Annotated in this window: 11 protein-coding genes; 4 read left to right on the top strand and 7 right to left on the bottom strand. The window is 52.0% G+C overall.

Going from position 1 to position 13,307, the window contains the following annotated elements; all coding sequences use genetic code 11:
• Nucleotides 1–173 precede the first annotated feature (173 nt).
• Complete coding sequence (locus ACTQ3V_RS11535) at nt 174–1,241, top strand: branched-chain amino acid aminotransferase (protein WP_441467628.1); 1,068 nt, start codon at nt 174–176, stop codon at nt 1,239–1,241.
• A 71-nt stretch (nt 1,242–1,312) separates the two neighbouring features.
• Here ACTQ3V_RS11535 and ACTQ3V_RS11540 read toward each other — a convergent pair whose 3' ends face one another.
• Nucleotides 1,313–1,825, bottom strand: coding sequence for an SLOG family protein (locus ACTQ3V_RS11540; RefSeq protein WP_441467629.1), 513 nt, complete (start codon nt 1,823–1,825; stop codon nt 1,313–1,315).
• A gap of 129 nt (nt 1,826–1,954) precedes the next feature.
• Here ACTQ3V_RS11540 and ACTQ3V_RS11545 point away from each other — a divergent pair, with 129 nt between their 5' ends.
• The 3 genes from ACTQ3V_RS11545 to ACTQ3V_RS11555 all read left to right on the top strand — a co-directional run bounded on the left by ACTQ3V_RS11545 (nt 1,955) and on the right by ACTQ3V_RS11555 (nt 5,403).
• The gene (locus ACTQ3V_RS11545; RefSeq protein ID WP_441467630.1) at nt 1,955–2,806 is read left to right on the top strand and encodes a YihY/virulence factor BrkB family protein; all 852 of its coding nucleotides are present in this window, start codon (nt 1,955–1,957) and stop codon (nt 2,804–2,806) included.
• Between the two features lie 334 nt (nt 2,807–3,140).
• Entirely contained in the window at nt 3,141–4,508 is a 1,368-nt protein-coding gene (locus ACTQ3V_RS11550; RefSeq protein ID WP_441467631.1) for a citrate/2-methylcitrate synthase, read from the top strand.
• Nucleotides 4,509–4,536: 28 nt separating this feature from the next.
• The gene (locus tag ACTQ3V_RS11555) at nt 4,537–5,403 is read left to right on the top strand and encodes an NAD(P)-dependent oxidoreductase (protein WP_441467632.1); all 867 of its coding nucleotides are present in this window, start codon (nt 4,537–4,539) and stop codon (nt 5,401–5,403) included.
• A 67-nt stretch (nt 5,404–5,470) separates the two neighbouring features.
• Here the strand turns inward: ACTQ3V_RS11555 and dnaJ are convergent, their stop codons facing one another.
• From dnaJ to ACTQ3V_RS11585, 6 genes are all read right to left on the bottom strand, one after another.
• The gene (gene dnaJ / locus ACTQ3V_RS11560; RefSeq protein ID WP_441467633.1) at nt 5,471–6,619 is read right to left on the bottom strand and encodes a molecular chaperone DnaJ; all 1,149 of its coding nucleotides are present in this window, start codon (nt 6,617–6,619) and stop codon (nt 5,471–5,473) included.
• A 76-nt stretch (nt 6,620–6,695) separates the two neighbouring features.
• Nucleotides 6,696–8,546 (bottom strand): molecular chaperone DnaK, encoded by a 1,851-nt coding sequence (dnaK, locus tag ACTQ3V_RS11565; protein ID WP_441467634.1) that lies wholly within the window; start codon nt 8,544–8,546, stop codon nt 6,696–6,698.
• A 44-nt stretch (nt 8,547–8,590) separates the two neighbouring features.
• Nucleotides 8,591–9,139: a nucleotide exchange factor GrpE gene (gene grpE / locus ACTQ3V_RS11570; protein ID WP_441467635.1), complete on the bottom strand. Its 549-nt coding sequence runs from the start codon at nt 9,137–9,139 to the stop codon at nt 8,591–8,593.
• 29 nt (nt 9,140–9,168) lie between these two features.
• Nucleotides 9,169–10,215 carry a heat-inducible transcriptional repressor HrcA gene (gene hrcA, locus ACTQ3V_RS11575; protein ID WP_441467636.1) on the bottom strand — a complete coding sequence of 349 codons (1,047 nt, stop codon included), beginning with the start codon at nt 10,213–10,215 and terminating at the stop codon, nt 9,169–9,171.
• Between the two features lie 531 nt (nt 10,216–10,746).
• A complete protein-coding gene (locus tag ACTQ3V_RS11580; RefSeq protein WP_441467637.1) occupies nt 10,747–10,920 on the bottom strand; it encodes a hypothetical protein in 174 nt (57 codons plus the stop codon).
• Between the two features lie 29 nt (nt 10,921–10,949).
• Complete coding sequence (locus tag ACTQ3V_RS11585) at nt 10,950–12,896, bottom strand: glucosaminidase domain-containing protein (protein WP_441467638.1); 1,947 nt, start codon at nt 12,894–12,896, stop codon at nt 10,950–10,952.
• Nucleotides 12,897–13,307 lie beyond the last annotated feature (411 nt).

Raw genomic sequence — 13,307 nt, forward strand, 5'->3', positions numbered from 1 at the left:
TTTTTTTAGCTTGCGTGGGATACGCGGTCACTCCTTTCAGCAAATTATACGAACATATTATAACAAAAAGCAGATGCTTTGTCATCCATCTTGTGAAAAAACGCCTTGCTTTATCTTGGCAAAGTGCTATAATGAAAGGGTAAAAAACCTATAACAGAAAGAGTGAAACCACCATGCTGCAGATCAGAACACAGCTTACAGACCAAAAAAAGCCTAAGCCGGACGAAAATAAACTGGGTTTCGGCATCTATTATACCGATCATATGCTAATCATTGACCATGATGAGGAGCAAGGCTGGCATGACGCCCGTATCGTGCCGTACGAGCCGCTGTCGATTGATCCTGCGGCGATGGTACTGCACTATGCGATGGAATCCTTTGAGGGGTTGAAGGCTTACCGCACGCCGGATGGCTCAATCCAGTTGTTCCGTCCGGACAAGAACGCACAGCGTATGATCAATACCAATCACCGTATGTGTCTGCCCAGCCTGCCGGTAGAGGATTTTGTACAGGCGGTCAAGGCAATCGTGTCGGTGGAGAAGGATTGGGTGCCGCATCAGCCGGGCACCAGCCTGTACATCCGCCCGTTTGTCATTGCGACCGAGCCGCACCTTGGTGTGCGCCCGTCCAAGACCCATCAGTTCATCATCATCTGCTCGCCGGTTGGCGCGTACTACTCCACCGGCATCAATCCGGTCAATATTTTTGTTGAGGATGAGTATACCCGCGCTTGCCCGGGTGGCACTGGCTTTACCAAGTGTGGCGGCAATTATGCAGCCAGCCTGATTTCACAGGTCAAGGCGCATGACCTTGGCTATGAACAGACCCTGTGGCTGGACGGCGTAGAGCATAAGTATGTCGAAGAGGTCGGCTCGATGAACTGCTTCTTCAAGATTGACGGCACAGTTTATACCGCACCCTGTGCGGGAACGGTGCTGCCGGGCGTGACTCGCATGAGCTGCATCGATCTGCTCAAGCACTGGGGGATTCCAGTATCCGAGGAGCGCCTGCCGATTGTCGATGTCATGAAGGCCTCTAAGGACGGTAAGCTCGAAGAAGTGTTCGGCACTGGCACGGCGGCGGTTATCTCTCCGGTGGGTGAGCTGCGCTATGAGGGCGATGTGGCCTATATCAACAACGGTGAGATTGGGCCTATCACCCATAAGCTGTATGACACGCTGACCGGTATTCAGTGGGGTACGCTGCCCGATGAACTGGGCTGGACGGGCAAGGTGGACTGACCGAGCGGTTTTCCCGAAAAGCAAACACCCTTCGACGCATCATGCGTCGAAGGGTGTTTTTCCATCCTGTTCTAAAAGAACTGTATCTGATCGTCTGCAAGATTGACGATTTGCAGACCATTTTGTGATGCCATGCGGACCGTCTGCGCGGTGCCGCCGGGTTTGCCGTCAAAGTAACAGATAAGCAGGGAAGAGGCATCAACCATAAAGCGGTTGCGCGCGGCATAGCATCCGGTATAGTAATCGCGGGACAGCGCGAATACACGGTCGGCTGCAAGCAGACAATGATTGAAGTGTCGCTTCCATGCAGGAGAATAGCGGTCAGCCTGTCGGTCAAACGGGATGGCGCAGAACAGCTGCACCGGCAGCGTGCTTCGCGCTCGCAGTACAGCTTCGGCTGCCCATAGGTCAAAACCGGTGGACATACCGGAAAAAAATACGGAGTATCCCAGTGCCGAGGCATCTGCAATTGCCCGGTCAAGTGCAGTATTCAATGTATCGATGCGAGGATCGTTCGCCGCAAACGGCATTTTCTCGACGCGATAGCCCGAAAAGCAACAGGTTACAGCACGGTCAGTCGACATTCTCACCCCTCCAATCAGAACAAATGTTCTATTATGGACAGTATACATCATATGAGAGGAAAACGCAAGTTGTAAATACGAAAAAAAGCTGGTACAATAATAAAAACTGCGGAGGAAAGAGGAGGGGCCATGAACGGACAAAACCGCTTTTTCTATTTGGTCAAGCGCATGGTTTACCGGTATTTTTCGGATGGCATTCCACAGGCGGCAGCAGAGTTGTCGTATTTCCTGTTATTTTCGATTTTTCCGCTGTTGATTTTCCTTAACGCGCTTCTGGCTCGACTGAACCTGTCGATGGAGGGAATCGAGTCGGTGCTGGAAATGCTGCCGAAGAGCTTGCAGCAGTTAATTATTTCCTATCTGAATCAGCTTGCGGCAACGCCGCCGGTCAGTCCTATGCTGATTGGTATTGGACTGACATTGTATTTCCTTTCGCGCGCGGTGCGATCGATGATGCGCACGGTCAACGATATTTACCATGTTGAGGTTGCGCGTGGCATGATTTGGGATGTGCTGATTTCGTTTGGCATCACGGCTGGCTTTCTGGTTTCGGTTGTATGCAGCTTCGTGCTGGTCGTTGCGGGAAAAGCATTGATTCGTCTGCTGCCGCGCTTAGCACCAATTCCGCAGCCGATGCTCAATATGACGCATGACGCCAGCTTTTGGGTGATGATTCCGTTTATTTTTGTTTTTCTGATGTTGTTCAATCGTATTGTACCCAATCTGCACCTGAAGTTCCGGGAGGTTTGGCCGGGGGCATTGTTTTCGTTGGTGGCATGGCTGCTGGTTTCCTGGGGCTTTTCGTTTTATGTGGACAATATGGCAAGCTATTCTGTGCTGTACGGCTCGCTTGGTGCTATTATTGTGCTGATGCTGTGGCTGTATATTGTCAGCATGATTCTTTTGATGGGGCCGCAGCTCAACCATACCTTGGTGGTCATGCGGCTGTATCGCTTGGAGAATGAAAAGCATATGGATTGAAGGGCTCCCTTGGGTTCATATAAAAAGGCGGATAAGGAAATGAAGATTGCAGCATCATGCCGGCAGCTTGCCGCGGCTCACCGCAATTCTCTGCCGCAAATTCAATCGAAAGCGTGGTTTTGATCGAGAGGCTATTCAAAAAACTATGTTTTTTCGACATACTCAAAGAAGGTACGCATGTGCCTTCTTTTTTACTTGTGCTGTCGGGCATATCCTGATGAACAAAGTTCACAGATTTTTAACATGATGTAACCGAATTGTCGTTGCAGCCTTGCGCATTTCCCGATACAATATATACATGGGATAGTATATATTGGAAAGGGATGGATACTATATGACGGTAGAACACGATATCTTGCAGGTCACGCCGCGGGTCGAGGCGTTGGCGTCACTGTGTGCAAGACATGATCGCATAGATGCTGCGCTGTACAAGGAGTACGACGTAAAGCGTGGTTTGCGTGATCTGAATGGTGAAGGCGTACTGGCGGGACTGACACATATATCGGATATCATCTCCAAAAAAGAGGTGGACGGTCAGTTGGTTTCCTGTGATGGCGAATTGTATTATCGCGGCATCAAGATCAACGATCTGGTGCAGGGATTTATCCGAGATGGGCGCAAGGGCTATGAGGAGGTCACTTACCTGCTGCTTTTCGGTGAGTTACCGGATGCAAAGCGGCTGAGCGATTTCAAAAACCTGCTGGCGCAGGGACGCACCTTGCCGACAAACTTTACACGTGATGTAATTATGAAGGCCCCGACGCACGATATGATGAACAGTCTTTCTCGCAGTGTGCTGACGCTGGCCTCCTATGATAGTAATGCCGATGAGATCACACTACCCAATGTACTGCGCCAGTGCCTGATGCTGATTTCGGTGTTCCCGATGCTTGCGGTCTATTCATATCATGCGTATAATTATTACGAACGCGGCGAAAGCATGTATATTCATTATCCGTCGGACAGCTTGTCTACAGCATCCAATTTCTTGCGTATGCTGCGGCCGGATATGCAGTATACACCATTAGAGGCCAGTGTGCTGGATTTGGCGCTGGTACTGCATATGGAGCACGGCGGCGGCAATAACTCTTCGTTCACGACCCATGTGGTCACATCGTCCGGAACGGATACATATTCGGCAATTTCCGCGGCACTCGGCTCACTCAAGGGACCGAAGCATGGCGGCGCAAATTATAAGGTCGTTCAGATGTTTGAGGATCTGAAGAAGAACGTGACGGATACAACTGATGAAGAAGCTGTAGCGGATTATCTGGGTCGATTGCTGCGCCGGGAGGTGTTTGACCGCAAGGGGCTTATCTACGGCTTGGGCCATGCGGTTTATTCTATCTCGGATCCCCGTGCTGAGGTGTTCAAGTCTTTTGTTGGGCAGCTGGCCCATGAAAAAGGCAGGGATGCAGATTTTGCGCTCTATTCTCTCGTTGCACGAATTGCACCCGAGGTGATTGCGCATGAGCGTCACATCTATAAAGGCGTTTCCGCAAATGTCGATTTCTATTCCGGCTTTGTGTACTCGATGCTGGGATTGCCGCCTGAACTGTATACCCCGGTGTTTGCAATTGCGCGTATTGTGGGCTGGAGCGCGCATCGGCTGGAGGAGCTGGTGAATACGGACAAGATTATCCGTCCGGCTTATCGCTGTGTGCAGCCGGCAACGGGATATGTATCGCTCAAAGACCGTTGACCATAGGGTGCGGATAGGAGGAAACAAAATGCGATCAATCGGATTCATCGGCGTAGGTGTGATGGGGCGCTCCATGGTGAAGAATCTGCTTAAAGCAGGCTATGAGGTGTGTATTTATTCCCGTACAAAAGCCAAACTGGAGGATTTTCTGGCACAAAACAATGTGACATGGTGTGCATCTGCGGCGGAGTGTGCATCCGGTCGGAATGCGGTCATTACGATGGTAGGGTATCCAAGGGATGTCGAACAGGTATATTTCGGACCGGAGGGCATTCTTGCAGCTGCCGATTCTGGTACATATTTGATCGACATGACGACAACCGACCCGAAGTTGTCCATTCGTATTTATCAAGAAGGCGCAGCGGGTGGCCTGCATGTGCTTGATGCACCGGTTTCCGGTGGCGATACGGGGGCGAAAAACGGCACATTGTCTATCATGGTAGGCGGTGAGGAAGCGGATTTTCAGGCATGCCTGCCGTTGTTTGAGGCAATGGGTAAGCAGATTGTGTACGAAGGCCCGGCGGGATCGGGCCAGCATACCAAGATGGCCAACCAGATTGCCATTGCGGGCACGATAGCAGGCGTCAGCGAAGCACTGGCCTATGCCGAGCGGGCAGGGCTGGACACGCAGAAAATGCTGGACAGCATTTCTAAAGGGGCAGCCTGTTCGTGGCAGATGGAAAATCTGATGCCCAAGATGATGCGGGAGGATTATGCGCCCGGCTTTTTCCTGAAGCATTTTATCAAGGATATGAAGATTGCACAGGGGCAGGGCTTTGGCGCACTGCCTGTACTCGAGCGGGTCTGCACGATGTACGGCGATTTGGAGGCCGAAGGCATGGGTGATTTGGGAACGCAGGCGCTCATCCGATATTATCGGGAAAATAACGAGTAAATCAAATATGAACACAATAAAGGCTCGAAACCGAATGGTTTCGAGCCTTTATTTCATGCTTTTGGAATTAGTCGATGTCCAGCGCATCTTTCACCTTGTCCCAAAAGCCTTTGCGCTTGCTCTGGTTTTCGTCCGTAGAGGATGCCTCAAATTCCCGCAGCAGTTTTTTCTGCTTTTCGGTCAGATTTTTCGGCACTTCAATGGTCACACGGACATACTGATCGCCGCGTCCGCGACCATTTACGTTTTGAATACCCTTGCCCTTCATGCGGAATACCGTGCCGGTCTGCGTACCCTCGGGCACCTTATATTCGACACGACCGTCGATGGTCGGCACCTGCAGCGTATCGCCCAGCGCCGCCTGTGTAAACGAAATCGGGATATCGACATAGACATCCTGTCCCTCGCGCGTAAAGATTGGATGCGGGCGGATGGAGATGGTCACAAACAGATCGCCTGCCGGACCGCCGTTGACGCCTGCATTGCCTTGACCGCGCTGCTGGATGGATTGCCCTTCATCGATACCAGCCGGAATATTGACTTTGAATTTGCGTGTCTTACGCACACGGCCTGCGCCGCCGCATTTGCTGCACGGCTTTTTGATAATTTTACCGGTACCGCGGCAGTTCGGGCAGGCGCCTTGCGTTTGGAACATGCCCAGCGGTGTGCGCTGCGTTTGCGTTACCGTGCCAGTACCACGGCAGTTCGGACAAGTTTCTGCACTGGTGCCCTTCGCTGCGCCGGTACCACCACACTCATCGCAAGACTCGATACGGTTGACCGATATCTCCTTCTCGCAGCCAAATGCCGCTTCCTCGAACGAAAGTATGATGTTCTGTCGAATGGATTCGCCGCGTTGGGGGGCGTTGCGGCGCTGGGAGCGTCCGCCGCCAAAGCCGCCGCCAAAGAACGAACCGAACAGGTCGCCAAGGTCACCCATATCAAAGCCGCCGAAGCCGCCCGCGCCTGCGCCGCCGCCATAGCTCGGGTCGACGCCTGCAAAGCCGAATTGGTCATATTTTGCGCGTTTATCCGCATCGGACAGTACTTCATAGGCTTCGTTGACTTCCTTAAATTTGTCGGCAGCCTCCGGATTGTCTTTGTTCAGGTCGGGGTGATACTTGCGGGCAAGCCGGCGATAGGCCTTTTTCAGCTCATCCTCGCTTGCGCCTTTCTGTACGCCAAGCACCTCATAATAGTCTCTTTTATCAGCCATTGTGATCCCTCAAATAACAGAAAATAGCATGCCGCAGGGCGGAACGGAAACCGTTCCGCCCCACGCGGCATGGAAATTACTTATTCTGATCGTCGTCCTTGACTTCGGTAAAGTCTGCGTCGACAAAGTCGCCTTGCGCGCCGCTCGATGCGCCTGCACCCGGCTGGCCGCCCATGTTGGCGTCGCCCTGCGGAGCCTGCTGCTGATAGATTTTGCCGGCCAAATCGCTAAACTTCTTGGAGAGATTATCGGTGGCCATCTTGATCATGTCAGTATCCGTGCCCTTGAGCGCTTCCTTGACCTTGTCAATCTCTGCCTGTACGCCGCTCTTCTCATCCGCGGAGAGCTTGTCGCCCAGATCGGTCAGCGCCTTCTCAGACTGGAACACCAGCTGTTCCGCGTTGTTGCGGATTTCAACGGCTTCCTTGTTCTTCTTATCCTGCTCGGCATACTGTTCTGCTTCGTGCATCGCCTTGTCGATCTCCTCCTTCGAGAGGTTGGTCGATGCAGTAATGGTGATCTTCTGCTCCTTGCCGGTACCCAGATCCTTTGCCGATACGTTTACGATGCCGTTGGCGTCGATATCAAAGGTAACCTCGATCTGCGGTATGCCGCGCGGTGCCGGAGCGATGCCGTCGAGGGTGAAGCGGCCAAGCGTCTTGTTGCCGGCTGCCATTTCACGCTCGCCCTGCAGGACGTGAATCTCAACAGACGGCTGATTGTCGGCCGCGGTCGAGAAAATCTGGCTCTTCTTGGTCGGGATGGTAGTGTTGCGGTCAATCAGCTTGGTGCATACGCCACCGAGGGTCTCGATGCCGAGAGACAGCGGGGTGACGTCAAGCAGCAGTACGTCCTTAACCTCGCCGCCGAGCACACCGCCCTGAATGGACGCACCGATGGCAACACATTCATCCGGGTTGATGCCCTTGAAGCCTTCCTTGCCGGTGATGCCCTTTACGGCTTCCTGCACGGCCGGAATACGGGTCGAGCCGCCGACCAGCAGAACCTTGGACAGGTCGGAAGCGGACAGGCCGGCATCGCTCATTGCCTGGCGAACCGGACCCATGGTGCGCTCGACCAGATCAGCGGTCAGCTCGTTAAACTTTGCACGGGTCAGCGTCAGCTCGAGGTGCTTCGGGCCGGTCGCGTCCGCGGTGATATACGGCTGGTTAATCGAGGTCTGGGACATGCCGGACAGCTCGATCTTTGCCTTTTCGGCAGCTTCCTTCAGACGCTGCATCGCCATCTTGTCGCTCGACAGGTCGATGCCGTTGGATTTCTTGAACTCTGCCACCATCCAGTCGATGATGCGCTGGTCGAAGTCGTCGCCGCCGAGGTGGGTATCGCCTGCGGTGGACAGAACTTCCAGAACGCCTTCGCCAATGTCGAGGATGGAAACGTCGAACGTACCGCCGCCGAGGTCATAAACCATGATCTTCTGCTCGGATTCCTTATCTACACCGTACGCCAGTGCAGCTGCGGTCGGCTCGTTGATGATACGCAGTACTTCCAGACCTGCAATCTTGCCGGCATCCTTGGTCGCCTGACGCTGAGAGTCAGAGAAGTAAGCGGGAACCGTGATAACCGCCTGCGTTACCGGCTGGCCGAGGTAGGCTTCTGCGTCCGCTTTCAGCTTCTGCAGAATCATTGCGGAAATCTCCTGCGGGGAATAGGGCTTGCCGTCGATGTTGACGCGATAATCCGAGCCCATATGACGCTTGATGGAAATGATGGTGCGGTCAGCATTGGTAACAGCCTGACGCTTTGCGACCTGACCGACCATACGCTCGCCATCCTTGGAGAACGCAACAACAGACGGCGTGGTGCGCGCGCCTTCCGCATTAGGGATAACAACGGCTTCGCCGCCCTCCATAACGGATACGCAGGAATTGGTTGTACCTAAGTCGATACCGATGATTTTGCCCATAATTGATAGCACTCCTTTATGATAACTGTTTGCTTTACAAGATTTTAGTTGGCCACCTTAACCATCGCATGGCGGATGACCTTGTCGCCGATTTGGAAACCCTGCTGGAACACTTCGGCAATCTGATTTTCACCGAGCGATTCGTCCTCAACGTGCATAACAGCATTGTGGAAATTCGGGTCGAAGCCGGTGCCCGCGGACGCTTCGATAATCGTGACGTTCAGGCCCTTGAGGCTTTCGACCAACTGGGTCATGGTCATTTCCACGCCCTTTTTGTATTCCGCGTCTGCGGTTTCCGCCTTGAGCGCACGCTCAAGATTGTCGTAGGTCGGCAGCAACGCCTTGACTGCATGGCTGACCGCGTCGTTGTACGACTGCTCGCGTTCACGCTGGCTGCGCTTACGGAAGTTGTCATACTCCGCTGCCATGCGCAAGTAGCGGTCGTTGAGTTCGTCGAACTTGGCTTTCCAGTCTTCAGCAGGCTGTGCGGCCGGTTCTTCGCTTACGTTTGATTCAGCGGCGGTTTCCGCTGCCTGTTCCGCAGCCGCCGTCTGTTCGACTTCGGCAGCTTCGGGCTGTTTCTTTTTGCTCATGTGATTTAATGCCTCCATTTGCAGGGGAATCAGGAATTCCCGTCTTTTTCATCCAAAAAGGTTTCCGCGATCAGCTTATTGAGCCCCTTGGCAAAACGGCTGAGCTGTGCGGACAACTTGGCGTAATCCATGCGGGTCGGTCCGACAATACCAATGGCACCTTGTCCGATGTGACCGATATCATATTTTGCGTAGATTGCAGAGGTTTCACGCAGGGGATTTGCCCCGTTTTCCGGCCCGATAAAAAACTGGATACCGTCTATTTTACGCGTGGCCGGCAGCAGGTGCTTTCGGTCGTCCTCCATGTAATCGAGCAGCGCCTGTGCCTTGTGCAGATCGCGATACTCGGGGAAACGCAGCAGCTTGTTGGTGCCCTCCAGAAAAACCTTTTGGTTGCCCAACTCTTCAATTAGTTCTGCGATATATTCGGCAACCGGCGCAAGCAGCGCGGAAAGACCAGCGGCACGGCGCACGATGTCGAAGCGCTCCGCTGTGATATGGCTGAGCGGCAAGCCGGTTAGCGTTTGGTTAAGAACATAGGTAAGCAGCTCGGCCTCCTCTTTGGAAACATCAGCCATGGTGCGCACCATTTTGTTCTTGACCGTGCCGGAGTCGGTGACCACCACGATGACAAAATTCATTTTATCCACCGGGATGATCTCAAACTGCCGGATAGAAATTTGAGTCAGCGCAGGGGTAATGGCGACAGAAGCGTAATTGGTCAGGCTGGAGATCAGCTTGCCGGCCTCTTGGATCAGGCGATCAAGCTCACGCACCTTGGTTTGCATCATGGTTTGCAGCGGCGTATCATCCTCACCCGTGTCTGTCGGCTGCTCCATCAACTCATCTACATACAGACGATAGCCTTGCGGTGAAGGAATACGGCCGGCAGAGGTATGCGGCTTTTCTAGATAACCCATTTCCTCCAATTCGCTCATTTCGTTGCGAATGGTGGCGGAAGAAAAGGGAAGAGAATGTCCTTCTGTCAATGCCTTGGAGCCGACCGGCTCGGCAGTGCGGATATAGTCACCGATAATCGCCTTTAGGATTTGTTTTTTTCGCTCGGACAATTCCACCGAACCTGACTCCTTTCTGTTAGGGTTTAGCACTCATCCATCCTGAGTGCTAAACTTAATTTACCACCCTATGGCTGCAAAGTCAAGTGCCGTTTATGAATATTTTGTTAAATGATATGTCTGTGTTTGTCACACGACTGGAAAGAGTGCTAAAGGCGTAAGAACGGCAAAAGAGATTCGTGTCGCTCACTTTCCTTTCGCGGCCTGAAATGATATCATACTATATGGATAAATATAGAAATCAGTTGCACGAGGAAGATGGATATGCCTAAAAAGCAAGGGGATATATTAATATGTATGAAAGGGTAAAAAACAGGTATGTTTCACCTATTCGCTTGGGCAGAAGCAGCCCTTGCAGAATGATTACAGGCGTGCAATACAGCGTAGCATAAATTCTTGTGCTTGCCATGCTCAAATTTTAGAAAAAGAGCATCCAAAACAGCTGCTTGTTTCGGATGCTCTCATTCTTGTTGCTTTGCCAACATACCAATGTCATTAACTTAGTGACATTGAGTCTAAGGCTGAGCTTTTTCAATCTTTTTGCGACATCAGTTTCTCGGCATAACCCTGCAGCTCTGCCTGTGAGTGAACGCAGTCGCCGCGTTCAATAATCATGCGGCGCACATGTGTGGGCAGTTGGGAGAAGTAGGCGTGTGCGGAACGATTGATTGCCAATAGTTCGGTCAGGTTATGATACCGGTTCATGTAAATTCACCTCTATTTCAGTATGCACTTTAGCACGCGAGAATATTCTCCAAAATATTAAGGATTTTTACGCCGTAATCCGCACCGGCTGCCCAGCCGTATCCCTGCGGGTTTTCCTGTATACCGAGATACTGTACTGTAGGAGCAGCGCCGCGCGTGACGAGTGAAAAACGCGGGTCGATAACCGGGTTGTTTAAGGGAGATTTGTTGGCATATGCCTTCAAATGCTGCACTTGTGCGCGGATGCCAAGCTGAGGCGTATCAAACGACGCGCCGAGCATGCCGTTGTCCAACACACCAAGCCCGCAAAAGTTATTCTGCTCCAGCTTGACGGCACTGTCTTTGAAAGTAAAGTTGCCTGTTTCCAGGCAGGACTGTGCAAATGCGATGTCACCGCGGATGCCCTCGGCTTGTCCTTCGGATAGGTAATAAGGAATCATATTAATGACAGACTGCGGTACATTGGGGTTGACCTTTTTAATATAGGTCTGCATTTGCTGCGCGGTAGCCTGCGCGGTTCCTGCAATATTGGTATAAGTAAAATATTTATCGACCGTTGCGGTGCGAACATTATAATAGGAAGCGCCGGGACGCATGACCTGTGTCAAGAGCAAAGTGGAACCGGGGTTGAGGTCGACGAGACGATACTCGTCCAGTGAACGGAGTGCATTGCCTTTTGTGAAATCAAAAACCGCCCACTGTCCGTTGACATAAACAACGCTCCACGCGGTGGACCAGCTGCGGGCCAGAAACGCCGGGATACCGGCTTCTGCGAACATCCAGTCAGCCGCGGACGCCAGCGAACGAGCGCTAACGCTGTCGGTTTTGCGATATGCTTTGACCCAAGAAGCGCTGCCGCCGGTGCGGAATTCCCGCTGCAGCAACTGATAAATATAGGTAACGCGCTCATCGTCCGTAGTCAGTGAGGACAGCTTGGCCATATCCGCGGAAAAAAACTGCTTGGCTGCGATATGATCGGATGCTGTCGCGCCATTGATGAGCGTATATGTATCGGTCAGGGAAAAACGGTTGCGTGCGTCGCGTGCGTATCCATTGGAAACCGTAACACCGCTTAAGGATGATGGCTTTGCACCGAGATAAGTGGTCGCCATCGCATGAAAATCGGTTTGGAGCGTGTTTTTGTCGGGGTTATCAAATAGATTGGAGTCCGCAAGCGCGGTAAGGCTACCGGAGTATTGCGGCGTTGCAGCAACGCTGGTGTTGGTCAAGGCTGCGGTGAGCCTGTCCGCCCAGTAAAGATTGCTGCGATAGAGCGTGTTGCCGGACGAAGCATATAGGGGCGCGGCTTTGACAGCGCGAAGCTGACTGATTAGATCGCGCCAGTTGGCATTGGGTTCTCCGGTTACGACAGAAGCATATCGCGTTGCGGTATCGGAAAATGCGGAGGAGGGTAAAGGACATAGGTTATTGGCCAAATCGTTCATTGCCGCTGACCATGTGGTTTCTGCCGCGTAGGGGTAAGCGGCATAGGCGGTGATGCGTCGATTGTCATAGTTATAAGCAACGCCGAAATCGACGAGTTTTCCCAGTTCACGCAAACCAATATAGTTGTTGCCTTTAATATTATATACAGTAGGCGAGATGAGAGCGTCGTTTAAGTAGAGCGTTTGACGCGTGACCACCGCAGAAGCTGGTGCGGTTGCGGTGTTCTGAACGGCGCTGCTTTCTCCGGGTGCGAGAACATAAGCATCATCAGGATTGATGAAAACGGCGTTTGTGGAGCTATCGTATGTGACACCGAAGTTTAACAAGCGCCCCAAATCACGAAGTTTGAAATATGTATTTCCGCCGATATTGTATATGGTAGGGTCGGCGAAACGACCTGCCGCATCGGATAGCGTTGTACTGACATAAAAGGTTTGGCCACCGGTAGAGGCAGGTAGTGCATTAACCGCAGATGCCGAACAAGTCAGAGCGGCAAGGCTGAATGCGGTAAAAAACAGGCGTTTTAGCATAGAATCCTCCATAACGGGAAAAATATGAGTGCCAAAACCACCAAACAGCAGGGGAATAAGCATTTGGAGGTAACAGCAGATAATGGCTGCATTATACCATGAAACAAGTAGGGATTCAAATGCAGTATATGGAGGTTTAGGAAAAAAGGAAAAAATATAGAAAAAAGGTGTTGACAAAAGTCGGAAAGGGGAGTATACTAATCAAGCTGCTTCGGTGAGAGGCGGCGGGGTCGAAAAAGTTTGAAAAGAAATGAAAAAAGTTCTTGACAAACCGAATTAAGCCTGATATAATAAATAAGCTGTCACCGAGAATGACAAAGAGCCTCAAAAAGTTCTGAAAACTCTCTGTTTCAGCGAGATTGTACCTTGTAAATTAAACAACGAGAAAGCTTGACTTGGTTTTTAAAAAAC

Origin of the sequence: Candidatus Agathobaculum pullicola, assembly GCF_052117205.1 — a bacterium.
GTDB lineage: Bacteria > Bacillota > Clostridia > Oscillospirales > Butyricicoccaceae > Agathobaculum > Agathobaculum pullicola.

What these genes read in the sequence shown, in the direction of transcription:
- ACTQ3V_RS11545 (WP_441467630.1), top strand. Translation starts at nt 1,955, where the DNA reads ATGAACGGACAAAACCGCTTTTTCTATTTGGTCAAGCGCATGGTTTAC.
- ACTQ3V_RS11580 (WP_441467637.1), bottom strand. Translation starts at nt 10,920, where the DNA reads ATGAACCGGTATCATAACCTGACCGAACTATTGGCAATCAATCGTTCC.
- ACTQ3V_RS11585 (WP_441467638.1), bottom strand. Translation starts at nt 12,896, where the DNA reads ATGCTAAAACGCCTGTTTTTTACCGCATTCAGCCTTGCCGCTCTGACT.
- ACTQ3V_RS11555 (WP_441467632.1), top strand. Translation starts at nt 4,537, where the DNA reads ATGCGATCAATCGGATTCATCGGCGTAGGTGTGATGGGGCGCTCCATG.
- ACTQ3V_RS11535 (WP_441467628.1), top strand. Translation starts at nt 174, where the DNA reads ATGCTGCAGATCAGAACACAGCTTACAGACCAAAAAAAGCCTAAGCCG.
- dnaK (WP_441467634.1), bottom strand. Translation starts at nt 8,546, where the DNA reads ATGGGCAAAATCATCGGTATCGACTTAGGTACAACCAATTCCTGCGTA.
- ACTQ3V_RS11540 (WP_441467629.1), bottom strand. Translation starts at nt 1,825, where the DNA reads ATGTCGACTGACCGTGCTGTAACCTGTTGCTTTTCGGGCTATCGCGTC.
- ACTQ3V_RS11550 (WP_441467631.1), top strand. Translation starts at nt 3,141, where the DNA reads ATGACGGTAGAACACGATATCTTGCAGGTCACGCCGCGGGTCGAGGCG.
- dnaJ (WP_441467633.1), bottom strand. Translation starts at nt 6,619, where the DNA reads ATGGCTGATAAAAGAGACTATTATGAGGTGCTTGGCGTACAGAAAGGC.
- grpE (WP_441467635.1), bottom strand. Translation starts at nt 9,139, where the DNA reads ATGAGCAAAAAGAAACAGCCCGAAGCTGCCGAAGTCGAACAGACGGCG.